Annotated in this window: 27 protein-coding genes; 22 read left to right on the forward strand and 5 right to left on the reverse strand. The window is 42.4% G+C overall.

Annotated elements, in window-relative coordinates; genetic code table 11:
- Positions 1-177: 177 nt before the first annotated feature.
- Positions 178-354, reverse strand: coding sequence for a hypothetical protein (locus tag FTV25_RS01280; protein WP_180001957.1), 177 nt, complete (start codon positions 352-354; stop codon positions 178-180).
- Positions 355-613: 259 nt separating this feature from the next.
- On the opposite strand from FTV25_RS01280, the gene ureE reads away from it, so the two are divergent.
- The 14 genes from ureE to FTV25_RS01350 all read left to right on the forward strand — a co-directional run bounded on the left by ureE (position 614) and on the right by FTV25_RS01350 (position 11,723).
- Entirely contained in the window at positions 614-1,096 is a 483-nt protein-coding gene (ureE, locus tag FTV25_RS01285) for an urease accessory protein UreE (protein WP_180001958.1), read from the forward strand.
- The gene (locus FTV25_RS01290; protein ID WP_180001959.1) at positions 1,083-1,748 is read left to right on the forward strand and encodes an urease accessory protein UreF; all 666 of its coding nucleotides are present in this window, start codon (positions 1,083-1,085) and stop codon (positions 1,746-1,748) included. The genes ureE and FTV25_RS01290 overlap by 14 nt, the downstream gene beginning before the upstream one ends.
- 81 nt (positions 1,749-1,829) lie before the next feature.
- Complete coding sequence (gene ureG / locus FTV25_RS01295; RefSeq protein WP_180001960.1) at positions 1,830-2,444, forward strand: urease accessory protein UreG; 615 nt, start codon at positions 1,830-1,832, stop codon at positions 2,442-2,444.
- Positions 2,445-2,457: 13 nt separating this feature from the next.
- Positions 2,458-3,024 carry a HupE/UreJ family protein gene (locus tag FTV25_RS01300; RefSeq protein WP_180001961.1) on the forward strand — a complete coding sequence of 189 codons (567 nt, stop codon included), beginning with the start codon at positions 2,458-2,460 and terminating at the stop codon, positions 3,022-3,024.
- Positions 3,025-3,067: 43 nt separating this feature from the next.
- Positions 3,068-3,943, forward strand: coding sequence for an urease accessory protein UreD (locus FTV25_RS01305; protein WP_180001962.1), 876 nt, complete (start codon positions 3,068-3,070; stop codon positions 3,941-3,943).
- Positions 3,944-4,105: 162 nt separating this feature from the next.
- On the forward strand, positions 4,106-4,408 hold the full coding sequence (gene ureA / locus FTV25_RS01310; protein ID WP_004785859.1) for an urease subunit gamma: 303 nt from the start codon (positions 4,106-4,108) through the stop codon (positions 4,406-4,408).
- A gap of 9 nt (positions 4,409-4,417) precedes the next feature.
- Entirely contained in the window at positions 4,418-4,729 is a 312-nt protein-coding gene (locus FTV25_RS01315; protein WP_005235571.1) for an urease subunit beta, read from the forward strand.
- Between the two features lie 33 nt (positions 4,730-4,762).
- On the forward strand, positions 4,763-6,463 hold the full coding sequence (ureC, locus tag FTV25_RS01320) for an urease subunit alpha (RefSeq protein WP_180001963.1): 1,701 nt from the start codon (positions 4,763-4,765) through the stop codon (positions 6,461-6,463).
- 109 nt (positions 6,464-6,572) lie between these two features.
- Positions 6,573-7,445 carry a DUF2971 domain-containing protein gene (locus FTV25_RS01325; protein WP_180001964.1) on the forward strand — a complete coding sequence of 291 codons (873 nt, stop codon included), beginning with the start codon at positions 6,573-6,575 and terminating at the stop codon, positions 7,443-7,445.
- Positions 7,446-7,570: 125 nt separating this feature from the next.
- The gene (gene puuE, locus FTV25_RS01330) at positions 7,571-8,536 is read left to right on the forward strand and encodes an allantoinase PuuE (RefSeq protein ID WP_180001965.1); all 966 of its coding nucleotides are present in this window, start codon (positions 7,571-7,573) and stop codon (positions 8,534-8,536) included.
- A 141-nt stretch (positions 8,537-8,677) separates the two neighbouring features.
- Entirely contained in the window at positions 8,678-9,181 is a 504-nt protein-coding gene (gene uraD / locus FTV25_RS01335) for a 2-oxo-4-hydroxy-4-carboxy-5-ureidoimidazoline decarboxylase (RefSeq protein ID WP_180001966.1), read from the forward strand.
- Positions 9,178-9,498: a hydroxyisourate hydrolase gene (uraH, locus tag FTV25_RS01340; protein ID WP_034704325.1), complete on the forward strand. Its 321-nt coding sequence runs from the start codon at positions 9,178-9,180 to the stop codon at positions 9,496-9,498. Before uraD ends, uraH begins: the two co-directional genes overlap by 4 nt.
- A 34-nt stretch (positions 9,499-9,532) precedes the next feature.
- Positions 9,533-10,888 (forward strand): nucleobase:cation symporter-2 family protein, encoded by a 1,356-nt coding sequence (locus tag FTV25_RS01345; RefSeq protein ID WP_180001967.1) that lies wholly within the window; start codon positions 9,533-9,535, stop codon positions 10,886-10,888.
- Between the two features lie 121 nt (positions 10,889-11,009).
- Entirely contained in the window at positions 11,010-11,723 is a 714-nt protein-coding gene (locus FTV25_RS01350) for an outer membrane protein OmpK (RefSeq protein WP_180001968.1), read from the forward strand.
- A 53-nt stretch (positions 11,724-11,776) separates the two neighbouring features.
- On the opposite strand, the gene FTV25_RS01355 is transcribed toward FTV25_RS01350, so the two are convergent.
- On the reverse strand, positions 11,777-12,274 hold the full coding sequence (locus FTV25_RS01355; RefSeq protein WP_175967571.1) for an ureidoglycolate lyase: 498 nt from the start codon (positions 12,272-12,274) through the stop codon (positions 11,777-11,779).
- Positions 12,275-12,286: 12 nt separating this feature from the next.
- The gene (gene alc / locus FTV25_RS01360) at positions 12,287-13,291 is read right to left on the reverse strand and encodes an allantoicase (RefSeq protein ID WP_180001969.1); all 1,005 of its coding nucleotides are present in this window, start codon (positions 13,289-13,291) and stop codon (positions 12,287-12,289) included.
- A gap of 213 nt (positions 13,292-13,504) precedes the next feature.
- Between alc and hpxO the strand changes: the two genes are divergently transcribed.
- Positions 13,505-14,662 (forward strand): FAD-dependent urate hydroxylase HpxO, encoded by a 1,158-nt coding sequence (gene hpxO / locus FTV25_RS01365; protein WP_180001970.1) that lies wholly within the window; start codon positions 13,505-13,507, stop codon positions 14,660-14,662.
- Positions 14,663-14,746: 84 nt separating this feature from the next.
- Here the strand turns inward: hpxO and FTV25_RS01370 are convergent, their stop codons facing one another.
- Both FTV25_RS01370 and FTV25_RS01375 read right to left on the reverse strand, forming a co-directional pair.
- A complete protein-coding gene (locus FTV25_RS01370; RefSeq protein ID WP_180001971.1) occupies positions 14,747-16,099 on the reverse strand; it encodes an 8-oxoguanine deaminase in 1,353 nt (450 codons plus the stop codon).
- 39 nt (positions 16,100-16,138) lie between these two features.
- On the reverse strand, positions 16,139-17,080 hold the full coding sequence (locus FTV25_RS01375) for a LysR family transcriptional regulator (protein WP_179992549.1): 942 nt from the start codon (positions 17,078-17,080) through the stop codon (positions 16,139-16,141).
- A 281-nt stretch (positions 17,081-17,361) separates the two neighbouring features.
- Here FTV25_RS01375 and FTV25_RS01380 point away from each other — a divergent pair, with 281 nt between their 5' ends.
- The 7 genes from FTV25_RS01380 (at position 17,362) to FTV25_RS01410 (ending at position 25,906) form a co-directional block, all read left to right on the forward strand.
- On the forward strand, positions 17,362-18,417 hold the full coding sequence (locus tag FTV25_RS01380; protein WP_180001972.1) for an aromatic ring-hydroxylating dioxygenase subunit alpha: 1,056 nt from the start codon (positions 17,362-17,364) through the stop codon (positions 18,415-18,417).
- Between the two features lie 120 nt (positions 18,418-18,537).
- On the forward strand, positions 18,538-19,023 hold the full coding sequence (locus FTV25_RS01385; RefSeq protein ID WP_159123033.1) for a nucleoside deaminase: 486 nt from the start codon (positions 18,538-18,540) through the stop codon (positions 19,021-19,023).
- 690 nt (positions 19,024-19,713) lie between these two features.
- Positions 19,714-20,745: a BMP family ABC transporter substrate-binding protein gene (locus FTV25_RS01390; RefSeq protein ID WP_249365091.1), complete on the forward strand. Its 1,032-nt coding sequence runs from the start codon at positions 19,714-19,716 to the stop codon at positions 20,743-20,745.
- A gap of 111 nt (positions 20,746-20,856) precedes the next feature.
- Positions 20,857-22,458, forward strand: coding sequence for an ABC transporter ATP-binding protein (locus FTV25_RS01395; protein ID WP_180001973.1), 1,602 nt, complete (start codon positions 20,857-20,859; stop codon positions 22,456-22,458).
- Positions 22,459-22,473: 15 nt separating this feature from the next.
- Positions 22,474-23,568 (forward strand): ABC transporter permease, encoded by a 1,095-nt coding sequence (locus tag FTV25_RS01400; protein ID WP_125278683.1) that lies wholly within the window; start codon positions 22,474-22,476, stop codon positions 23,566-23,568.
- A 24-nt stretch (positions 23,569-23,592) separates the two neighbouring features.
- Complete coding sequence (locus tag FTV25_RS01405; protein WP_159123035.1) at positions 23,593-24,513, forward strand: ABC transporter permease; 921 nt, start codon at positions 23,593-23,595, stop codon at positions 24,511-24,513.
- A gap of 25 nt (positions 24,514-24,538) precedes the next feature.
- Positions 24,539-25,906, forward strand: a complete 1,368-nt coding sequence (locus FTV25_RS01410; protein ID WP_180001974.1) for an amidohydrolase family protein — start codon at positions 24,539-24,541, stop codon at positions 25,904-25,906.
- Positions 25,907-25,941 lie beyond the last annotated feature (35 nt).

The following is a 25,941-nucleotide window of genomic DNA, read 5'->3' on the forward strand; positions in this document are numbered from 1 at the left end:
CATGCTTCTGCAATTGCTCAACCATCAAATAGAAAGTTGACCATGAGATGCCTGTGTATCGCTTGAACTGAGGATCAGAAAGCTTGTTTGAATCGATGTATTTCATCCGCAGATTATGCACGAATGCTAAGAAATCCGGAGTGCAAATATTAACCAAAAAGAAGATCGTTTTTTGATTTATGAAAGAGATCTAATATCAGAGGAAACTCTTATAGGTACAACTCGATAGTTAAAATCATTTTCAAGAATAGATCCTAAAATATTTGAAACTGTATGAATTTTACTTCCAATTGCACCCACTAAACCAAGTATTAGTTCAGAATTATCCTTTTCATGTTCTATAAGATTTTTCATATTTTATACCATTAAAATTTGCTTATAAAATAAACATATTTAAGGCTAATTTAAATACTATTAAAAATTTAATCTTTATTTCATACAACTGCTGATAATTATATAAATTAAAATTAGCATCAGAAATAAATTAAAGATTAGAAATTATAGAAAATTTGGCACGATAACTGCTTTATTTTGATGCAAATTTTAAATGCTAAAAATTATTTGGTTTCAATTTGGAACAAATACAGGATTTATCAGCATCAGTAGGGTAGTTATGAAAATTTATACGCAACGTTTGGAAAACATTGCACCAGAAAGTGATTTTGAGTCTCTTGAACTCACATTCGATACACGACAAAAGAGCCGTTTTCGTGCAACTTTAAGAAATAGTGTCGATATTGGTGCAGATTTACCACGTACTGGAATCTTGCGTAGTGGTTCTTTTATAGCAACTGAACAGGGTGACATTCTTCGGGTTGATGCGAAACCTGAAAAATTGATGCAGGTGACTACGGACAATAGCTTTGACTTATTAAAAGCAGCCTATCATCTGGGGAATCGTCATGTTCCTCTCATGTTAACACCTACTGCATTGTACTTTGAACCGGATCATGTACTGGCTGAAATGGTGCAGGGTTTAGGTCTTGAAGTTCAGGAAGTCATGCACCCATTTGAACCTGAAAGTGGGGCTTATGCACAGCATCAGCATGACCACCGTTTAAGCCCAATCAAGGCTTTACATCATGTCCATCACTAATGCTTCTCAACTGCTCAGCTTGCTGACTTTATCTTCAACGGCATTGCCGATTGGAGCGTATTGTTATTCGCAAGGGGTGGAAAGCGCCATCGAAAAAGGCATGGTGCATGATGAAGCCTCTTGTGTGAGCTATTTTCAGGAAGTATTGGAAATGCTGCTGGTGCGTTTTGAGCTTCCAGTACTCAAGCGTCTGGTAGAGACTTTTGATGATGCAGAACAGTTTCACTATTGGGCGGAACTGTATCGGGCCAGCCGAGAATCCAAAGAATTACTGGCTGAATCTCAGCAGTTGGCATTTTCCTTGAATGCATGGATTAGAGATGTTTTAAAACAGCCCCCGAGCGTAAAAAAACAATTTGGGTTTGTACCGGTGTATGCACATTTATGTGGTGAGCTGGGTTTAGATCTTGCCGATGTCTTAACTGCTTATAGCTTTACGGTTTTGGAAAATCAGGTGCTTGCAGCAGTAAAAACCATTCCACTGGGGCAAATGAGCGGGCAGCGGATTATTTGGCAATTACATCAGGAGATTCCTGAAGCTGTACAGGCGGCATTAATTTTAGAAGATTATGAAATCAGCAGCGCATTACCGCAATATGCCATATTGAGTATGTCGCATGAAACCCAGTATTCACGCTTATTCCGGTCTTAGTTTTCAGATTAGATCAGCAGTAAAAAGTTTGAAAAGCATCATTAAAACTGGTGCCAAGAAAATGTAAAAAAGGAAATCAACATGTCAGAACGTAGTCCATTACGCGTTGGAATTGGTGGTCCGGTTGGATCAGGTAAAACCGCTTTAACCCTGAATTTATGTCTTGCACTGCGTGAAAAATACAATATGGCAGTGGTGACCAATGACATCTACACCAAAGAAGACTCGAACTTTTTAACCCGTCATGAAGCGATGTCGCCAGACCGTATTATCGGTGTAGAAACAGGAGGTTGCCCACATACTGCGATTCGTGAAGATGCGTCCATTAACTTGGCTGCGATTGATGATTTGTGTGAAAAGTTTGATGGGCTGGAGCTGATTATTATTGAAAGTGGTGGCGATAACCTTGCGGCAACCTTTAGTCCTGAATTGTCCGATTTAACTCTCTATGTGATCGATGTGGCCGGTGGCGAGAAGATTCCACGTAAAGGTGGTCCGGGAATTACCAAGTCAGATCTGCTGATTATCAATAAAACAGATTTGGCGCCAATGGTGGGGGCTAGTCTCGAAGTGATGGACCAGGATGCAAAGCGGATGCGTGGTGATAAACCATTTTTATTTTCTAATATGAAAACACAAGATGGCTTGAACGAGATTATCAGCTTTATCGAAAAACAAGGTTTATTTAAGTCTTAAGGGGAAATTCATCATGCGTCTATTCAAACAGTTACTGGTCGCAGGTATTGCTGCTTTACCTATGTTGGCAATGGCTCACGCGGGACATGACCATCACAATGGATTCTGGTCTGGCTTTGTCCATCCTTTTACCGGTTTAGATCACCTGATGATGGCGATTGCCTTTGGTGTATTGATGTGGACTGCAAATCAGCGCTGGAAAATTATGGGTCTTATCGGTCTGGCAGTAGCGATGGTTGCAGGCTTTGTGCTCGGGAGTGAAGGTCTGCTTTCAACTTCACTGGCTGAGTCAGGCATCATCACTTCACTGGTCATTTTAGCTGTTGCGCTGTGGACTAAATCGAATAAGGTTTTGCCTGTCGCTGCAATTTTATTGGCCAGCTTTCACGGCGTAGCGCATGGAAGTGAATTGGGTCAAGGTGGACATGTATCACTATTAATTGTCGGTATGGTTTCAGCAATGGCTTTGATTTATGGTGCAGGCTTGGCTCTAGGTGCATTCGTGAAAAAATATGTGCCTTATGGCAAGCAGATCGTTGGTGGTTTAGCTGCAGTTGTTGCTGTTATTGGTTTGGCTTAATGCTTCATTAATCATTTGCAGATGAAATTGAGTTGATTTGTTGATGCACGAACTGGCAGAAAAAAGCACACAGCAGAACTTATGGTATGCACGTCTGGAAATGGGATTTCAGGCTCAGCAACAGACTGCGCGAACCATTTTGCAACATCGCAAGCATCATGGACCGGTACGCATCCAGAAAATGTTATGGCCTGAATCTAACGGAATCTGTCATGCCATTATCGTGCATCCGCCAGCTGGGATCGCCGGTGGGGATCATCTCACTTTTGATATGCAGGTGGATGCCAATGCTCATGCCTTGGTGACCACACCGGGTGCGGGTAAGTGGTACAGAACCAATGACAAGCAGGCTTTTCAGCACATCCATATCCGTTTAAATGACAATGCCATTTTTGAATGGCTACCTCAAGAAACTATACTATTTGATAGGGCTAATGCCAGTTCCGAAACAATCGTCCATTTAGATACAGCAGCCAGTTTTATCGGTTGGGATATGCTGGTGATCGGACGTCAGGCAAGAGATGAGCAGTTTGAACAGGGAGCTTATCAAAACCGGTTTCAGCTTTGGCGTAAAGACAAGTTGCTGGTTGCAGATACTTTGAATTTTAAAGGCAATGACCGCTGGCTCAGTTCGTGTCTAGGTATGAATGGACATGCGGTGATGGGCAGCTTTTGGGCTGTACCGCCTGAAAAATATCGTGCGAGTTTTTATCTGGAACCACATCTCGATTTAATTCGTGAACTGATTATGCGGATGGATGTACCGATTACCTTGACTTTGCTTGGTGATGTAATTAGTGCACGTTTTCTGGGAGATGATGTCCGTCAATGCCATGATGGTTTTGCTGCAATTCGCGCTCGATTAAGACGTTACTGGTTCGGTCTGGATGAGGCATTTCCGAGGATTTGGCGGACGTAATCCTTTAATTCCCTCTCCTTATAGGAGAGGGTTAGGGAGAGGTGATTAAACATTTATTAAAACCCTTCCTTTAACTCCCTCCCAAAGGGAGAGAGAACACCAAATATCGAATCTTGCACATATTTTGCTTAGAAATACATATATATCAATGAGGAACCAGTTATGGAACTCAACCCTACAGAAAAAGATAAACTGCTGATTTTTACTGCGGGTCTGGTGGCAGAGCGTCGTAAAGCTCGTGGTTTAAAACTGAATTATCCAGAAGCCATTGCCTATATTTCTGCGGCATTGCTTGAAGGTGCGCGTGATGGCATGACGGTCAGTGAATTAATGCATTACGGTACGACCTTATTGACACGTGATGATGTCATGGAAGGCATTCCGGAAATGATTGCAGAAGTGCAGGTCGAGGCAACCTTTCCAGATGGATCAAAGCTGGTCACTGTCCATCAACCGATCGTATAGGAGCAGCATATGATTCCAGGGGAAATTTTTACACCTGAGAGCGATATTGAAATGAATGTCGGTCGGGAAGTTTTGAAGGTAACTGTTGCTAATATTGGTGATCGACCGATTCAGGTCGGATCACATTTCCATTTTGCCGAAGCGAATGATGCCTTGCAGTTTGATCGTGAACTAGCCAAAGGCTTTCGCTTAAATATTGCAGCGGGAACGGCGATTCGTTTTGAACCTGGGCAAAAACGCGATGTGGAATTGGTTGCATTAGCAGGTAAACGTGAGGTTTACGGTTTCGCCGGGCGAATCATGGGCAAGCTCGATTCATAAAAATTGCAGCAGAATTATAAAGGTTTATAAATCATGAAAATGTCACGTCGTGCTTATGCCGAAATGTTTGGACCGACTGTAGGAGATCGTGTTCGTCTAGCTGATACCGAATTATTTATTGAAGTCGAACAGGATTTCACCACTTATGGTGAAGAAGTTAAATTTGGTGGCGGCAAAGTCATTCGTGATGGTATGGGGCAATCACAACTTTTGTCATCCGATGTGGCTGACACTGTCATTACAAATGCGCTGATTGTTGACTGGTGGGGTATTGTAAAGGCCGATGTAGGCCTAAAAAATGGTCGAATCTGGAAAATCGGTAAAGCCGGTAACCCGGATATCCAGCCAAATATTACCATTCCACTCGGTGCAGCTACAGAAGTCATTGCTGGCGAAGGACAAATATTAACAGCTGGCGGAATTGATACCCATATTCACTGGATCTGCCCACAACAGGTTGAAACGGCACTGATGTCTGGTACAACCACGATGGTCGGTGGCGGTACAGGTCCGGCGGCTGGAACTTCTGCGACTACAGTAACTCCAGGACCTTGGCATATTGCCACCATGTTGCAAGCGATTGATGATTTACCGATGAATATCGGTTTATTAGGTAAAGGCAACTTAAGCCAGCCAGAGCCAATTGCAGAACAAATCAAAGCTGGTGTTGTTGGTTTAAAATTACATGAAGATTGGGGTTCTACACCTGCAGCGATTGATAACTGTTTGACTGTAGCCGACCAGTACGATGTGCAAGTGGCCATCCACACTGACACACTAAACGAAAGTGGCTTTCTAGAAGAAACTTTAGCAGCTTTTAAAAATCGAACCATTCATACTTATCATACTGAAGGTGCAGGTGGTGGACATGCACCGGACATTCTAAAAGCCATTGGTCAACCGAATGTATTGCCATCTTCAACTAATCCAACTCGTCCATATACCGTTAATACCATCGATGAACATTTAGACATGTTGATGGTCTGTCACCATTTAGATCCAGCGATTGCAGAAGATGTGGCCTTTGCAGAAAGCCGTATCCGACGCGAAACCATTGCTGCAGAAGATATATTGCAGGATATGGGTGCGATTGCCATGATGTCATCAGACTCTCAGGCGATGGGTCGTGTGGGTGAAGTAATTTTACGGACTTGGCAAACGGCGCATAAAATGAAAGTGCAACGTGGGCCTTTGGAAGGTGATACAGCCTATAGGGACAATAACCGGGTCAAACGTTATATCGCCAAATATACGATTAATCCTGCAATTACTCACGGTTTAAGCCATGAAATCGGCTCTGTTGAAGAAGGTAAGTTAGCCGATCTGGTACTGTGGAAACCTGCATTCTTTGGGGTGAAACCATCCATGATTATTAAAGGTGGCATGATTGCAGCAGCACCAATGGGTGATATTAATGCTTCTATTCCAACACCACAGCCTGTGCATTATCGTCCGATGTTTGGGGCTTATCCACGTGGAGTGCATAACACCTGTATTACATTCTTGTCGCAAGTCGCAATTGATAATGGCGTACATGAAAAATTAGGTCTGAAAAAGTTGATTTCACCATGTAAGGCGACACGCCAGGTAACTAAACAGGATATGAAACATAATAGTTACTGTCCTGTGATGGAAGTGCATCCAGAAACTTATGAAGTTCGTGCTGATGGTGTGCATTTGACTTGTGAGCCAGCGGAAGTGTTGCCGATGGCGCAGAGGTATTTCTTGTTTTAATTGCTTCTAAAATTCCTCTCAAAAGAGGGATTTTTTTTCAAAGTATATTTGAGTTATATAATTTAATCTTTAGTGTTAATTTATCAAGACTAAAAAAATTGATTTTATTATGAACTTAGAAAAAATTTTACATGTACTTATGCAAGAAGTCTCAAGACCAGATTATTTAAGGCAATTTGAAAATATTAAATGTGATGATCAGTATTATTATCTCTATAAGCATTTAAGCTTTGATCCAAAGCTTCAAGTGTTAAATTTATTTAAAAAACTTCAATTAAAGTTTACCCATCCTGATAATTTTAATGATCCATATGATTGTATGGCATCTATTGAATTCAATAATGCGCCGAATGATGTTAAAGAAATTCTACATCAACATTTCTCTACAGCTATAAAAGCAAAGCTGAGTGTAACTTGTTTTAATAATAATCCATTAAATATGCTTATGTGGTCTCATTATGCTCAAAGCCATAAAGGTTTTTTAGTTGAATTTAAAATCCCACATCCTAATCCTAAAGCTATGGTACATGAGGTATTTAATGTCCAAGCTGTAAAATATCAGAATGAATTTCCAAAAATTCCTTTAGATATATCAAATCCATTAGCAATGTTTGATGTAGCAAATGGAGCAAAATTGCTGGATTTCGTTACGAATCAATATTTAATAAAATCAACAGATTGGTCATATGAAAATGAATTTAGAACATTAGCACATGATTATGACTCTAGTAATTTTAATTCACTGTTAAAAGAAATTCCTGCAACTTATATATCTTCAGTGATTTTGGGGGCAAAGCTCACTAATCATGACCCAAATAAAATGGCTTTAATTGAATCAATTAATTATTTTAATAAATACTATCAACAAGATATTAAAGTTTATGAGGCTGTTCTAAAACCTAATAGTTTTAAAATCACTGTTCCTAATCACCCAATTCTAGATAAAAATACTAAAACTTTAGCAGCATTTTTATCTAATTAAACTTGTGGAATGATAAGAAATATTAGGAATATTTTTAAATTTCATAGATGTTCTATTATGGCGCATATATTGCTTGTCACGCTTAAATAATTTTACTGTTTGATATAACACATCAGGGATTAAACGTGACCAGTACCTATCTACGCGGACAAGAACTCATAGATCAAATTCGAAACCAGCCTTATTCACGTGACTTGATTGGCTATCATGGTGATGTACCTAAAGTAGAATGGCCCAATCAGGCCCGTGTCGCAGTTCAGTTTGTGCTGAATTATGAAGAAGGTGGTGAAAACCACGTTGAACATGGTGATGCCGGTTCAGAACAGTTTCTATCTGACATTATTGGCGCAGCCAGCTTTCCAGACAAACACATGTCGATGGATTCCATGTATGAATATGGCTCACGTGCAGGCTTCTGGCGCATTCATAACGAGTTTAAAAAGCGTAATCTGCCGATGACTATTTTTGGGGTTGGGATGGCTTTAATCCGTAATCCTTATATAGTCGAAGCGATTAAAGAAGCTAATTATGATGTAGTTTCACATGGTCAGCGCTGGGTGCATTATCAGGACATGCCAATTGAGCTTGAACGCCAATATATGGATCAGGCGATTAGCGTACTGGAAACCCTGTTCGGCAAAGCACCGACTGGCTGGTATACCGGTCGTGATAGTCCAAATACCCGTCAGTTACTGGCTGAATTTCCTCAGATTCAATATGATTGCGACAACTATGGAGATGACTTGCCATTTTGGAGTACATTGACCAATCAGGCAGGTGAAACACGCCCTCATTTGATCATCCCCTATACTTTAGAAAGCAACGATATGAAATTTAGTTCACCGGGCGGCTTTAATAGCGGGGAACAATTCTATCAATATTTAAAAGATGCCTTCGATGTGCTCTATGCTGAAGGTGAAACTGAACCAAAAATGCTATCGATCGGGATGCATTGTCGTATTTTAGGGCGGCCAGGACGCTTTAAAGCCCTACAAAAGTTCCTCGATTATGTGCAAGGTCATAAAAAAGTCTGGATTTGCCGACGGGGTGATATTGCAACGCATTGGTATAAATATCACGCACCAAAATGAGAAAAATATATTAAAAAAGAGAACCTTGAGTTCTCTTTTCTGCTTTATATATTATATAAAAATACAAGATCAAAAAGATTTGGCACTGTTATTGCAAAACCTGTACTGAACAAAAAATGAATATCATCAGGCGATTTAATAGTGCAACTCGTTGAATTTAATCAGGCATCTCCAGAAGAGGCCATTACCTTTTTAAAGCACTGTGTGCAAATACCGAGCTGGTCGACCCAGATTGAAGCAAAGCGTCCTTATACATCTGTTGAAGATGTATTGAATATAGCCAGACAACAGGCTACAACCTGGACCTGGGACGAAATCAAAGCAGCTTTGGATAATCATCCACGTATTGGTGAAAAAAAGGCACAGGCTGAATTAAGCGAAGTTGAAAAAAACTTTTCCAATCGTGAACAGGCTGCGATAACTCAGGACGAAGCAACTCAGCAAGCTTTGCTAGAAGGCAATATCGCGTATGAAAAAAAATACGGCTATATCTTCCTGATTAAAGCGGCTGGTTTAAATAGCCAAGAAGTGCTGAATGCCTTGAAAGACCGTTTAGTTAATGATCCGGAAACCGAAAAAGGTATTGTCCATACGCAACTGGCGGAAATCGCTTTATTAAGACTGTCACAGGAGCTGCAAGCATGATCAGCACTCATATTTTAGACACGCATCTCGGCAAACCTGCAGCACATGTTTTGATCAAACTTTTTGATGAAGAAGGTGCCTTACTCGGTAAAGCATTTACCAATGCAGATGGTCGAGTCACAGATTTTGGTTTAACCGAATTTGAGGAAGGTAAATACAGTCTTGAATTTGCTACTTCTGATTATTTTGAAGGCTTAGGTCTAGAAACTTTCTTTCCTAAAGCAGTCATTCATTTTCAGGTGAAAGATGCCTCTCAGCACTTTCATATTCCTTTACTGATCAGCCCATTCGCGTACTCCACATATCGCGGAAGCTGATTTTTTTATTCAAGCTTTAAGGGAGAGAAAAAGAATGACAGAACAAAGCACAAACATTTCACCAGAACATGAATATCTTGGCGCAGGCAAAAGTGCAGCCTATGGCTTGCAACATGTATTGACCATGTACGGTGGTATTATCGCACCACCACTCATTGTGGGTACTGCCGCAAGTTTGGAAGCTACACAAATCGGTTTATTGATTGCGGCTGCATTGTTTGTTGGCGGTCTGGCTACGATTTTACAAACCATTGGAGTGAAATATATCGGGGCTAAATTGCCACTGGTACAAGGGGTTTCCTTTGCGGGTGTGGCGACGATGGTGGCGATTGTAACTACAGGTGGCGGCTTATCAGCTGTTTATGGTGCAGTCATCATAGCTTCATTAATTGGTTTCTTCCTTGCGCCTTATTTTTCTAGAATTATCCGTTTTTTCCCGCCAGTCGTGACCGGCTGTGTGATCACGATTATCGGTTTATCACTTTTACCCGTAGCCGTTCGCTGGATGATGGGGGGCAATAAAAATGCACCTGAATGGGGAAGTGTAGAAAATATCAGTTTGGCCGTGATGACCTTGGCCATTGTGATCTGTCTAAACTTGAGTAGAAATGCCTCGATTCGTCGCTTATCTATTTTATTGGCGATCGTATTGGGTTCAGTGCTGGCTTATCTGTTTGGTTTTGGCGATTTTAGTAAAGTCGGCAATGGTGCATGGGTACAATTTCCGAGTTTCTTTGCTTTCGGCATGCCAACTTTTGAACTCAGTGCAATCATTTCCATGCTGATCGTGACGCTGGTGATTATGACTGAAACAACAGCTGATATTATTGCTGTGGGTGAAATTGTTGGAACCAAAGTAGATTCAGAACGTATTTCCAATGGTCTGCGTGCAGATATGTTCTCAAGTGCAGTTGCACCGATTTTTGGTTCATTCATGCAAAGTGCTTTTGCACAGAACGTCGGGCTGGTAGCCATTACCGGGATTAAAAGCCGTTTTGTGGTCGCTGCTGGCGGTATGATTTTAGTGGTTTTGGGATTACTTCCAATTATGGGCCGACTAATCGCCGCAATTCCGGTTCCGGTACTTGGTGGTGCAGGATTGGTGCTATTTGGTACAGTGGCTGCAAGCGGCATCCGAACTCTGGCAAAAATTGATTATAACGAGCAAAAGAATTTGATTATTGTTGCAACTTCAATTGCAGCCGGCATGATCCCGATTATTGACTATTCTTTCTATGCTAATTTTCCAAAATGGTTTCAAACCCTATTTCATTCTGGCATCAGTTCAACCTGTTTAATGGCGATCCTTTTAAACATTCTGTTTAATCATCTGCAAATGTTCAAGTCGAAAACAGAGGTTCCGGAAAAGATTGCAGAAACGCTGCATTAAAGTATGATTTCCTCCATATGCCCATGCCAGTCATGGGCTTTTTTATCAAAAATTAAAAAAGTTGGCTTTGTTCTTGCTTAATCCAGAATGAGATTTTTAATTCCATTGGGGAACCTTATTTATGAAATTTACTCAAGTTGCTGCTGCAACATTACTTGCATTGGGTGCAGCATCTGCACAGGCAAAACCAGTCTGGCAGGATTTTAGCGTTACTGGGCTTTATGGGGAAAACTATGAAGTTGTAGATAAAAAACAGGCAACCCTAACTGTTGAATACGCTGCAAAAGTTAAATATGCAGATGTCTTCTTTTTCATTGACCGTATGCGTGGTTCCGATGATATTAAATCAAGCTATTTTGAATTTTCACCACGTTTAAGTCTGGGTGAAGTTTCAGGTCAAAAGCTGGCATTTGGTCCAGTGAAAGATGTTCTGGTAGCAACGACTTGGGAAGGTGGTGAAGGTTTTGATAACTTCCTGTACGGCGTAGGTTTCGACCTGGCTATTCCAAAATTCAATTATGCCAGCGTGAATCTTTATCGTGTAAATAACGAAAATATGGAAGACGACTATCAGCTCACCTTGACCTATGCTGTGCCATTTAAATTGGGTACTGAAGAATTCCTGGTAGATGGCTTCCTGGACTGGTCAACTGCTGAAGATGATCATGTGAGTGAGATGAACTGGACGACTCAGTGGAAATGGAATGTCGGCAAGCATATTTCTCCTGACACCAATTTATATCTCGGTATTGAGCATTCGGTTTGGAATAACAAATACGGTATTCCGGATGCAGATGAAAATAACGTGAGTGCTTTAGTGAAATATCATTTCTAAAATAAGAAATAAGAAATTAAAAAGCCCTTATCAATAAGGGCTTTTTAATGGGCTTAATTTTCGATAAAAATCTTTTCAGGAAAAGTATAAACATCACAGTTTGGACCAGTGCCGATCCGATCGATCACCACAAAATCACTCGGAGCTTCAAAGGTCAGCAAAGGATGATGCCAGGTACCGGCACGGTAATTTACACTTTGTGTACCATTACTGATAAAAGCCTGAATTTGACTGAGATCAGGCTTTTCATGATCCAGATTAGGCGCAACCACAATTAGAAATTTCTGGCCCTGCATCGGGATGAACGCTTGTGAACCGACAGGGTGACGTTCCAGCATTTCGATTGCAAAGGGAATGGCTGTAGTCTGAATATTTCTAAAAATACTTAGACCAACTTTAGCATCTGTTTCAGCAACCGCCAGAGCATGATAACGCTCGGTCTGCTGATCATTAATATGGAAAAAATCATTGCCTTCGCAGGCAATGACCTCGCCATAAGGCAAGAAACTTTCAGCAGTTAAGGGCTGTATTTTTATGGTTTGCATGCTCATAGATATAATTACTCAGGCAACTTTTCCCCACAGTCGAATCCGGCTAATGCCACCATCCGGAATCATGTTCACCCGAATATGAGAAATTTTTCCCTGTTTTAAGATTTCCTCAACAAAGCTATGAATATGATCCATCTGCATCTCTTGTGCTTCAAGCAGGAATGGCCAGAACATACTTTGCGGAATTAACTGCTGGTCAGTCGCATCTTCAATATAAATCGCTTGGATAGAGACTTGAGCAGGAAAGTTACCTTTAAAATGCGCGGTATCAATCTCAATTTTTTCAATCTGACCACTCTGACCCAGAGCCAAGATACACCAGTCAAAGCCGGGTGCACGACGGCGCTTGGTTTCCCAGCCATCACCCATATTGATGCCACGCCCCGGATTAATCAGATTACGTGGATGACCAAAGTGCGCATCACTATAGGCAATGACACGACCGCCATTTTCCAGAGCGACCAGATCAATCACCTGATTGCTGTCCTGAACCTGAATTTTTACTTCACCATAGACTTTAAAGCGAGCTACACCCCCGTCAGGGAAAATATTTAGGCGTACATGTGTAAAGACTTCGTCTGAATCAATATTAAAAATATGATGCTGGCTCGGACCTAATATACTGTTTGGTAAAATTGAGTGCCAGGTTGCGGTGCTTAAGTCACCATTTGGTGCATAGCAGGCTTTAACTGCAGCAGAAGCTGGATAGTTTCCGGTAAAGAATGTGGTATCAATATCTAGTGCTTTGATGGTTCCAGCTACCCCCAGTTTGACAATCGCCCAGTCATAGCCGGCATGACGCTTGCGGCGGGTTTCCCAGCCGTCCATCCATTTGCCATGATTATCAAATTTATCTTCAACAAAAATTGGTGCATCAAATTGCAACATTCGTTTTGCTTCAGCAAAAAAATCATCTGAACATTCAAGAATTTCTGCACCAATCCGGCTATCAGCCAAGTTGGTAAGCTGCTGGATATGGGCAGGGATCTCGAAAATGGGTGCAAATAATGTTGCCATAACTATCTTCCATTCAAATTATGTTTAACGTGAATCTAATTTTTTATAAAAGTCTGTAATTCTGCTGAAAGACCTTATAAAAACAGGTTTTTAATGAATAGATGAATGCACGGCTTGTGCCAACTTTTGAGAAAAATCAGTGCATTATTTTCGAAATGGCACGCTTTTAGCTACACAGGGAGGAAGAAACACAATTTTGAGAGGAGCATATAGATGGAGATTACAATTATTGGTGCAGGGATGGGGGGATTGACCACAGGAATTGCACTAAAAAAGTTTGGGCATAAAGTCACCATCTATGAACAGGCAGAAAAGATTTTACCGGTGGGCGCGGCAATTTCACTTTGGTCAAATGGGGTAAAATGTTTGAATTATCTGGGCTTAACTGAGCAGGTGGCCAAGCTCGGTGGTCAGATGGATCAGCTGGCCTATATTGATGGTTTGACGGGCGACACCATGACCCAGTTCAGTTTATTGCCTTTGATTGAAGAAGTGGGACAACGTCCATATCCGGTGGCACGTGCTGATTTACAGAACATGTTGATGGACGAGTTTGGCCGTGAAGATATTCAGCTGGGCAAGAAGATGGTTGAGCTGCAAGAACAGAAAGACGGTGTTCTGGTTAAATTTGCGGATGGTACAGAAATTAAAACAGACCTACTGATTGGCGCAGATGGAACCCATTCCATTACCCGTGCCTATGTACTGGGCGAACAGGTTTCTCGTCGCTATGCCGGTTATGTCAACTGGAATGGTCTGGTAGAAATTTCAGAAAAGCTTACTCCAGCAGATCAATGGACCACATTTGTCGGACAAGGTAAGCGCGTTTCGCTGATGCCTGTGGCAGACGGAAAATTCTATTTCTTCTTTGATGTACCGTTGCCGGTCGGTTTAGAGAATAATCGGGCAGAATATAAAACCTTATTGAAACAGTATTTTGAAGGTTGGTGTGCGCCGGTTCAGCATCTGATTGACGCGCTGGATGAACAGAAAACCAATCGGGTTGAAATTCATGATATTGAACCGTTTGCCCAGTTCTATAAAGGTCGTGTTGTAATTGTTGGTGATGCCGCACATAGCACCACACCGGATATTGGTCAGGGTGGTTGCCAGGCCATGGAAGATGCAATCTATCTGGCTCGTTCTTTACAGATTAATACGCTGGGTCTGGAAGATGCCTTGAAACGCTATCAGAACAAACGCAATGAGCGTGCCAATGAGCTGGTCTTGCGTGCACGTAAACGCTGTGATGTGACACATATGAAAGATGAAGCCGTGACCAAAGAATGGTATGAGGAACTGCGTAAAGAGCAGGGACCGCATATCATGAAAGGGATTATCAGCAATATTATTGGCAATCCTTTAGATTAATTCTGCGTTTAATCTCTTGGCAAAAAGCCCTTCATATCGAAGGGCTTTTTATATTTAAATAACAGCAATTCGCTAATAGATTTTTTAGGCCGCAAGTAAAGCTTTCGCTGCCTGACGATGTGCAGCCTGAACCGCTTCAAGATCCAGATTCAGGATTTCCCGGTCTTTAACGACCCATTGTCCATTCACCATGACATGTTCGGCACGGTCTGCACCGCACAGTAACAGGCCGGCAATCGGATCATGAATCCCTGAAAAACGCACATCATCCAGACTATAAAAAGCTAAATCTGCCTGAAAATCTGCTGCGATTTGTCCTAGGTGCTTTTCACGTCCCAGTACCTGTGCCGAGCCTTGTGTGGCCCAGGTTAAAGCACGTTCAGGCGTAATCACTTCTGCACCATATTTTAAACGTTGTAAATACATCGCCTGCCGAGCTTCCAGAATCAGGTTAGACGCATCACCCGAAGCAGAGCCATCCACACCCAGACCAATGACTGCTCCTGCTTCCAGTAGATCCATGGTTGGACAAATCCCTGAAGCCAGACGCATATTGGAATGCGGACAATGACAGATACCGACTTGAGCCCGCCCTAAGCGTTGGATCTCATCGGCATCAAAATGAATGCCATGCGCCAGCCAGGTTCTGGAATTAAGCCAGCCTACACTTTCCAGATAATCGACGGTGCGCATGCCAAATTTAAACAGACAAAATTCTTCTTCATCCAGTGTTTCGGCCAGATGGGTATGCAGACGTACATCCAGTTTTTCTGCCAGTGCAGCACTTTCTCGCATAATTTCTTGGGTGACTGAAAATGGTGAACATGGTGCAAGCGCAATATTGACCATCGCATCAGCACTACGCTGGTGATATTTCTGCACCAACCGTTCTGAGTCCAGCAGAATGGTGTCCATATCCTGTACGGTATGCTGCGGTGGCAAGCCACCAGAATCTTCACCCAGACTCATGGAACCTCGGGTCAGCATGACCCGAATCCCTAATTGTTCTGATGCTTCAACCTGAACATCAATGGCATCGGACAGCTGCTGTGGAAACAGATAATGGTGATCCGCAGCAAAGGTACAACCGGAAAGCAGTAATTCAGACAATGCAATTTGAGTGGCTAGATAATGCTGTTCAGTATTCAATTTGGCCCAGACCGGATATAAGGTTTTTAGCCATGGAAATAGCGGCGCATTGACCACGGGAGCCCAAGCACGGGTCAAGGTCTGATAAAAATGATGATGGCTATTAATCAGTCCCGGTGTAATCACCAAATTCTGGGCATCAAAGAACTGGTCATAAGGCGATGCTGGGGTTTGTCCCAAAGCCACCAGTTCAATAATTTTGCCATCGCGGATGACCAAGCCACCACGGGCATCCAGATCATTTGCGGTAAATACAGCAAGAGGATTTTTAATCCATAAGGTTGTCATATCTTTTTTCCAATAAGTTTTATTTGTGCTGCACATGAATCAGGCAGCACATGAGGCATTGAGCTGTTGTAATTTGATTTTCAAATCTTCCATCTGGTCGATCAGATGGTTCATCATGATTTGTGAGATACGGGAAATTTGCCGTTTCGGTGCCACACAAAGGGCAAGGGTCAGTGGATGCATACCTTTTTCAATGATCGGTTTAAACACCAGTTCATCACGTTCTAAATAAGGCAAAGCATCGATATAGGACAGTACCCCAATCCCTAAGTTGCGCTCTGCCAGAGAGGTAATCATGCGAATGTCATTACACTCCAGCTTTTGCTGTGGCATAAATTGGTGATGTTTATACAGGCTATAGACATAGTCATGAATGATTAAAGGGGCACAGGGAATGAGATGCTTAAAGTATAAAGTGTCGGAAAAATAGATTTTTTCTGCCTGAGCTAAAGGATGAGATTTGGCCATCACAAATCCCACCGGGATTTCCACAAAAGACATGACTTCGAGCTGATTATGACTTTTAGGATTGAGCAGAATGCCAAAATCAACTTCAGCATCCATAATCATTTTAGAGACGGTATCACTTTCCTGAATCTGGATATTGAAATTGATCCAGGGATAGTTTTCATACATATATTGTAGAGAATCTAAAACGAAACCGTCACTGAGTGCCGCAATGAGTCCGAGTTCAATGCTGCCGCGTGATAAACCCTGAATTTCATCAAAACGTACACAGGTCTGATGGAATTCTTTTTGCCATTTGAGTAAATCTGCATACAGCAATTCACCCGCTAATGTCAGCTTCAGGCCACTCGGCAACCGTTCAAAAAGCACGATGCCAAATTCTTCTTCTGCCAGAGTGATCTGACGATGAATCGCGGAGACAGAAATATAAAGCTGATCAGCTGCTTTTCTGAGGCTGCCTGTTTTGGCTACGGCAATAAAATATTCTGAAAATCTTGAAAAAGTAATATTCATAAAATCACGTCAATCCACCTGCACATCGTTTTAATCACATAATTTTCAGCTAGAAACTAAGTGATTCTGGTTCTATGTAAGTGGATAAGCGATTTCTGTGCCAATTTTCAAAGAAATGGAACAGTAAAAGTTTTGTGTTCTATTTTTTGGAACACGGGCTACGAAACATTCTAATAGACAGTAGAACAGGCATTTGGCTAATTTTATAAAAGAACAACAAGGCAGCTTAATGAGATAAAAATTTAAGCCGTTGTCATGCGATAAATATTTGTGAGTGAACTATGAATGCGATCCCGGTGCTTAATTTATTCAGTCAACCGCACTGTAGCGGCTTTGACCCATCAGACTGGAATATCCTGGCTCAGCATTGGTATCCAGTTGCCCGTATTCAGGATGTGAGTATTACGCCACAGCAGGTACAACTTCTGGATGTGAAGATGGCGCTATATCAAACTGAGAGTGGCAGCATTCATCTGGTTCGTGATATTTGTCCGCATCGTGGTGTGCCATTAACCAAAGGCTGGGTAAAGGGTGAAGAAATCATTTGTCCTTATCACGGTTTGCATTACAACACTCAAGGAAAATGCACCAAAATACCGGCTCAACCAGAACTAACCAACATTTCGGATCGTTTTACCTTAACCAAGTTTCCAGTGGTCTTGAAATATGGTCTGGTCTGGACCAGCCTGTTTAGCCGGGATGAGACAGAAGCTAATTTCCCTGATCTGGATACCTGGGACAGTGAAGAGCACCAATCCATCCTGCCTCCATTTGTTGATATCGGCGGTTCAAGTGGCCGGCAGCTGGAGGGCTTTATCGATGTAGCGCATTTTGCCTGGGTGCATCATGAATCGTTTGCTTCACGTGATAATCCGATCGTGCAAAAGTATACAACTGTGCGCACCTCTTATGGCTTGCATACGGAATATGTCAGCGGTGTCAGCAATTATCCGCATGGCCTGCAGCATTTGGCACCAGAAGGATTTTTGTGGAAACGTATATTTGATGTTTATCCACCATTTTCAGCGATTTTAACGGTGCATTTTCCGGAAAATGGCATCCTGAAAATTCTAAATGCCTGCTGTCCGGTATCTCATAATCAAACCCGTTTATTTGTGCCATTGACCCGTAATTTTGATACGACTGGTGATCTGCAAGCGGTTTACGATTTTAACGCACAAATTTTTGCTGAAGATCAGGACATGGTCGAAAGCCAGAAACCAGAAGAATTACCTTTGGATATCACTATGGAAGCACATTTTGAAGCTGACCGTTCTTCGACAACTTATCGCCGCATTCTGGGGGAATGGGGCCTAAGCAAACGCTATATTGTTTAAATTAAATTTCCTCCTTTATGCACCCTGGTCTGTTGGGGTGCTTTTTTTTATTCCATATATGTCGAAAATCCTCTTTTTAGAGGAGCTATGACCATTGAACTACTAATTTTAGAGTAATTTATGCCACAGCCTAGCCATGAGCAAATGCTATCTTTTTTAAGATTATCCAATAAGGTTGCCAAGCGGGCAATGTCTTTAGGCCATCATCCTTTTGGTGCGGTGCTGGTTGCACCTGATCATGAAACGGTTTTACTGACCCAATGTAATATTGATACGGTCAACCATGCAGAAAGTACTTTAGCCCGGATCGCAGCCAGCAATTTTACACCGGATTATCTGGCTGAATGCACCTTATATACGGCAGTTGAACCTTGCTGCATGTGTTCTGGAACGATTTATTGGGCCAATATCGGGCGGGTGGTCTATGCCATGACCGAAGAAAAATTATTGCAATGTACTGGAAACCACAATGAGAATCCGACTATGAGTGTTTCTGCTGAGTATGTTTTTGCTCATGGTCAGAAGAATATTGAGCTGATTGGACCAATCATGGAACTTGAACAGGAAACGGTTCAATTGCAAAAAGACTTCTGGTCATCTCGGTGAAGATTTGAAATTATTCTTTTTATAATTCTACTTCATTTTATTTATATTATTTATAAGACCATAAAAACAGATTTTCCGGATTGTAGGCTCAATTTAAAACCCTGCAATCCAGTCTCTATTTTCTAAAAATACTTTCCTTAATTTTCTATTTTTAAAAATCCATTTTATTCATTCAGTGCATTGCCAATTATAAGCCATTTATTGGCGCACACGATTTAGAGCTGACGCACTTATCTAGCGCAGATCAAAAGAAAATCACAAGAATTTTTAAATTTTCAATTTTATTAATTTCTCAACCTTGAGCTGAGCTTGGTTTTCTAGCAACTTTACTCATTGTCTTAGATTGATATCTATATTTCTCGGCTTATATTCTTAACTGTTCAACTTTTTTATACTCAATACTTGGTAGTAAATAATTGTAATTTATAAAAATAAATAAAAGAACGGATCATTCTAAAAATTATAAGTGTGTTGCAATCCACCTGTTCTATTTTTTGAACCGAATTGGAATAGAAGTTGCTAATTAATAGAAATATAGCAATCAGTAAAATTTTTGATGTCGATTCAGATCTTTTAAAGCCGCTATTTATAAAACTCAAATGGCATTCACGGAGGCAATTTATGCTGAATATGTCCAAACATAAAAAGATAATGAAAAAATTTTCACTGCCTGTAATTGCGGCTGCAATTATGGGTTTGGGGATCAGCAGTCAGAGCTTTGCAGTCGATAAAGCTGCATTTGTCTATATTGGACCAACCAGTGACCATGGCTGGACATATTCACATGATCAGGGGCGTATTAAAGCTGAAAAAGCTCTGGGCGGAAAATTCAAAACGACTTATATCGAAAATGTACCTGAAACGGCCGATGCTGAACGTGTGATTCGTAATCTGGCACAGCAGGGCAATAAAGTGATTTTTGCGACCTCTTTTGGTTATATGAACCAGATGGAAAAAGTCGCGAAGCAGTTCCCCAATACCGTATTCATGCACGCGACCGGTTATAAGCAGGGGAAAAACCTAGGCATCTATGATGTACGTACCTATGAAGGTGCTTACATGCTGGGTGTAGTGGCAGGGCAAACCACCAAAACTAATACCTTGGGTGTCGTAGCCTCATTCCCGATCCCGGAAGTGGTTCGTAATATTAATGCCTATACCTTGGGTGCACAAAGCGTCAATCCTAAAGTCAAAACCAAAGTCATCTGGGTGAACTCATGGTTTAACCCGGGTAAAGAACGTGATGCGGCTTTGGCGCTGATTTCTCAAAAAGCTGATGTGCTGATGCAAAACACAGATTCGCCAGCAGTCGTGCAAGCTGCCCAGCAAAAAGGCGTATATGCCTTTGGTTGGGATTCAGACATGAGCAAATTTGGTCCTAAAGCGCATCTGGCTGCTTCAGTATTGCACTGGGAAAAAATTTATACCCCAGCCATGCAGCAAGTGGCTAATAAAACCTGGAAACCTGCCGCTCTCTGGTATGGCGTAAAACAGGATGCAGTGAAAATTGAAAACTTCGGACCTGCTGTTCCTGCCAAGGTGAAACAGTCTGCTTTAAATGCACAAAGTGCGATTCATAAAGGCACATTACATCCATTCCAGGGCCCAATCTATAAACAGGATGGAACTTTGGTGATTGCCAAAGGCGGCAAAATGACAGATGAAGCGCTTGGAAAAATGAACTTCTATGTGAAAGGAGTTGAAGGTTCATTACCTAAATAATCCTTTCACTATGTGTATGACTTAAAAATAAAAGAAAGTAAATCCTGAAAAATCATCCCCCAGTCCATGAATCACTTTATGGACTGGGCCAAAATGAGTGGAGACTGAGTTATGAGCGATCTGCCTCACATGTCAAATGACATCGAAACGTCATCGCTCAATGAGCAGCAAATTCCACGACTGGAGCTGATCAATATCAGCAAAAGCTATAACTCATTGAAAGCAAATGACAGTATTAATTTAAAAGTCCAACCTGGGCAAATTCATGCCATCCTGGGTGAAAACGGTGCTGGTAAAAGTACCTTGATGAAAATCATCTACGGCGCGACCAAAGCAGATAGCGGTCATATCGTCTGGAATGGCAAAGAAGTACAGATAGAAAGTCCATCGATGGCCAGGAAACTGGGGATTGGCATGGTGTACCAGCATTTCTCCCTATTTGAAACCATGACCGTGGCTGAAAATATTTTATTAGGTCTGGATGAGAAAATAGACCTGAAAAGATTATCGGCTAAAATTACCCAAGTATCAGAACAATATGGCTTGCCGGTAGATCCACGGCGTGAAGTTTTTTCTTTATCGGTGGGAGAGCGGCAACGGGTCGAAATTATCCGCTGTCTACTCCAAAATCCTTCCTTACTCATCTTAGATGAACCGACCTCCGTATTAACTCCACAAGCGGTACGTCAGTTATTTAAAACTTTGCGACTGGTGGCTTCGCAAGGTGTCTCAATTCTTTATATCAGCCATAAATTGCGTGAAATCAAAGAACTCTGTGATGAAGCAACGATTCTGCGTAATGGTAGAGTCACCGGCTACGTACTGCCTTCTGAAAACAGTACCAGTGAACTGGCCAAATTAATGATTGGCCGGGAATTGCCGACTTATGCGCATGCTGAATATACAGGCGAACATCGCACGCTGTTTCAGGTGAAAAACCTGAATTACGAAACTGATGATCCTTTTGGCGTGTCCTTATCCAATATTCAACTTAACCTGAATTCGGGTGAAATTCTGGGCATTGCCGGTATTTCGGGTAATGGTCAATCTGAATTACTGGCTCTGCTTTCCGGTGAGCAAACGGCGAAAAAAGGTCAGGTTTTTCTATTAGATCATGACATTTCTGAACTCAGTGCAGGCCAGCGACGCGATCTAGGCTTGGGCTTTGTTCCGGAAGAGCGTTTGGGTCGAGGTGCTGTGCCGAATATGACGCTGGCACAAAACACTTTGTTAACTGCTTTCCGTCAGGGTTTAAACAAATGGGGCTTTATCCAGTTTGAGAAAACTGTCACTTTTGCCCAGCAATGTATCGAAAAATTCGGGGTAAAAGCTGCAGGACCACAAGCGGAAGCGCGCAGCCTTTCGGGCGGGAATCTGCAAAAATTTATTGTGGGGCGTGAAATCCTGCAACAGCCCAAAGTATTAATTATTTCCCAGCCAACCTGGGGTGTTGATGTCGGTGCATCGATGTTTATCCGTCAAACCCTGATTGATCTTTCCCGCCAAGGCGTTGCGATTTTAGTGATTTCGGAAGAGCTGGAAGAACTGTTTGAAATTAGCGACCAGATTTGTGTTCTGGCTGGTGGAAAGCTGTCAGCACCTGTCCCGGCTAAAAATACCAATGCAGAACAGATTGGCCTGCTCATGTCAGGTATTCAGGCAGATCCAGCAATATTGGCTGAATCCGAGCCTGTCCATGAAGCGCATGCGTAGAGAAGAGGTGTAAATATGCATTTATTAGAACCTAGAGAACATCCTTCTCAATTAATGAAATGGCTCTCACCTGTGCTTGCATTACTCGCCATGCTGGCGGTAGGTAGCCTATTGTTTTTAATGCTTGGAGTGAATCCTGCTCAGGCTTTATATATCTTTTTTATTGAGCCGCTAAGCTCAGTCTATAACCTGAGTGAACTGATAATTAAAGCCAGTCCGCTGATTTTAATTGCCTTGGGTCTGGCTGTTGGGTTTCGTGCCCGTCTGTTTAATATTGGTGCTGAGGGGCAGTTGGCTATGGGGGCCATATTTGGCGGTGGTATTGCCATCCTGTTTCATGAGCAGATCGGCTGGTGGATTTTACCTTTAATGGTGATTATGGGTGCGATTGGTGGTGCAATTTGGGGCCTGATTCCAGCGCTGCTAAAAACCCATTTTAATGCGCAAGAAACCTTGACCACCTTAATGATGAACTATGTGGCATTTTTCCTGCTGATGTATCTGGTCAATGGTCCATGGCGTGATCCAGATGGCATGAACTTTCCACAATCCTTAATGTTCTCGGAAAGCGCGACCCTGCCGCTGATTATGGAAGGCACACGGATTAACGCCTCAATTTTTATCACGATCATCGCAGTGGTGCTGTTCTGGGTTTTTATCCGTAAGAGTCTGATGGCTTATAAACTGGAAGTCAGTGGTCAGGCACCTTTGGCAGCTCAATATGCAGGATTTTCAGCAAAAAAAGCCATCTGGTTAAGTTTGGGAATTTCAGGTCTGATGGCGGGGATTGCCGGAATCTGTGAAGTTGCAGGTCCAATCGGCCAGCTCAATCCGAATATTTCACCAGGTTATGGTTATGCAGCCATTATTGTGGCTTATCTGGGCCGACTAAATCCAATTGGAATCGTACTTTCAGGTTTCCTGATGGCGCTGATCTATTTAGGTGGCGAACTGGCACAAATGCAGTTGCAACTCCCAGTCGCGATTACCGGAATTTTCCAGGGCCTGCTTTTATTTTTCCTGTTGGCTTCAGATGCCCTGATTGAAAACCGCTACCGTTTTACCAAAAAGAAAATCAAAAAAACCATGACCACTGCGCAAGCAGCCTGATCCAGACAGAAGAAGGATAACAACATGAGTATTGAATTAACCGCAATTGTTGCCGGAACTGTCGCTGCGGCAACGCCATTGATCTTTGCCGGGCTGGGTGAGCTGGTAGCAGAGCGTACCGGTGTCATCAATCTTGGGGTAGAAGGCATGATGCTGGTCGGTGCCATTGCTGGATTTGCTTTCGCTAGCCAGTATGAAGCCAGTGTCGCCAGCGCCTTATTTATGGGCGGATTGGCAGGCACATTGATGGCACTAATTTTTGCATTTTTTACCTTATCTTTAAGCACCAATCAATCCGCCTGTGGTCTGGCACTCACTATTTTTGGGATCGGGATTTCAGCCTTTCTAGGACAGAATTATGTCAGTACGGCCTTACCGGGTCTGGAAAACCTAAAAATTCCGGGACTCGCTGATATTCCATTCATAGGGCCAGTCCTGTTCCAGCAAAACTATGTGGTGTATCTGTCCATTCTTGCTTTTGTGCTGGTGTGGTGGGTACTGAGTAAAACCCGTTTAGGCCTGTTACTGAAAGCTGTTGGGGAATCTCCAGAAAGTGCACATGCCATGGGCTATAACGTGCTAGCGATTCGCTATGGTGCAGTCATGTTTGGCGGTGCAATGGCTGGTATTGGTGGTGCATTTTTATCTACGGTTTATACCCCAATGTGGATTGAAAATATGGTCGCAGGACGTGGCTGGATTGCAATTGCATTAGTGGTTTTTGCTGCATGGAAACCAACGCGCTTGATGTTGGGTGCATATCTATTTGGTGGTGTAACGATTTTGCAGTTTCATGCCCAAGCGCTGGGTCTAGAAGTACCGAATGAACTGTTATCGGCATTGCCATACATCGCAACCATTGTCGTCTTAGTCCTCATTTCACGTGACAAGAAGTTATTGAAACTCAATTTACCAGCGTCACTCGGCAAAACCTTTAGCCCTTAATCGGACAAATCTCAGGAATTACTTTATGAAAATTATAAGCGCAGATTATGTCCTGACCATGAACTCCAACCTGGACTGTATTAAAGATGGTGCCATCCTGATTGATGGTGCTCTTATTAAGCAGGTAGGAACATTACAGGAATTAACTCAGCAATATCCTGAAGCTGCAGTTACCCAGTATCCTAAAAGTTTATTGATGCCGGGCTTGATTAATACCCACTGCCACTCAGGCCTGCTACGCGGTACAGCTGAGGGTTTGCCAGTCTGGGACTGGTTGCAACAGTTTATTGACCCGATGCATCGGGTATTAACGCCAGAAGATGCCAAAATTGCCTCTTATCTCTGCTATGCCGAAGCGCTGCTATCCGGCACGACTACTATTGTGGATATGTGGCGTTATATGGAGGGTAGTGCCGAGGCTGCACAGCAATTAGGCATCCGTGCAGTACTGGTGCCCTATGTGGCTGAACATCCAGATCACAACTATTTTGAAACCCTCAACAGCAATGAAGCTTTAATTCAAAAATGGCATCAAGCCGCAAATGGGCGAATTCAGGTCTGGGTTGGCTTGGAACATCTGTTTTATGCTGAAGAAAAAGCCTTGGCACGTATCCAGAAAATGTGTCATGAATATCAGACGGGTTTTCACACGCATAGCAACGAAAGCAAGTTTGATGTTGAAGAAAACCTTCGACGTTATGGCGTGCGCCCGATCCAGACGCTGGAACAATTGGGCATGCTGGATGTACCTCAATGCCTGTTAGCGCATTGTGTCTGGGCCAATTCAGCAGAGATCGAAATTTTAAAACACTATAATGTTGGTGTCGCACATAACCCGATATCGAATATGAAACTGGCATCTGGCGCCGCCCCCATTACGGAAATGCTTAAACATGGCATTGCTGTAGGATTAGGTACTGATGGCGAGAAAGAAAATAATAATTTAGACATGTTTGAAGAAATGAAAACTGCTTCATTATTGGCGAAGTTTTCCGGTTTGGATGCTGCAGCACTGGATTCATGGTCTGTCTGTCAGATGGCAACTAGGACAGGTGCCAAAGCCTTAGGCATGCAGGATCAGATTGGTTCGCTAGAAGCTGGGAAATTTGCTGATATTATTGCGGTAGATCTTGCGACACCGAGAATGACGCCTTTAATTAATCAGGGACCACTATTTAATTTACATACCAATCTGGTGCATGCAGTCCAAGGACAAGATGTGCATATGACCATGGTCAACGGTCAGATAGTAGTAGAAAACCGAAAACTGGTACGTGCTGATCTGCAAATCTTAATTGATCAGGTCAATCAGGCTGCTCCAGCCTTGTTCCAGCGACGCGCAAAATGGCTCGCAGAACAGGGAAGTGCGGTCAATGAATTACAGCGCCTGTAAATAAAGTTTAAAAACTAACCCTAACTTTAAACAGA

The sequence above is a fragment of the Acinetobacter sp. YH12249 genome (genome assembly GCF_013417475.1).
Taxonomy (GTDB): Bacteria; Pseudomonadota; Gammaproteobacteria; order Pseudomonadales; family Moraxellaceae; genus Acinetobacter.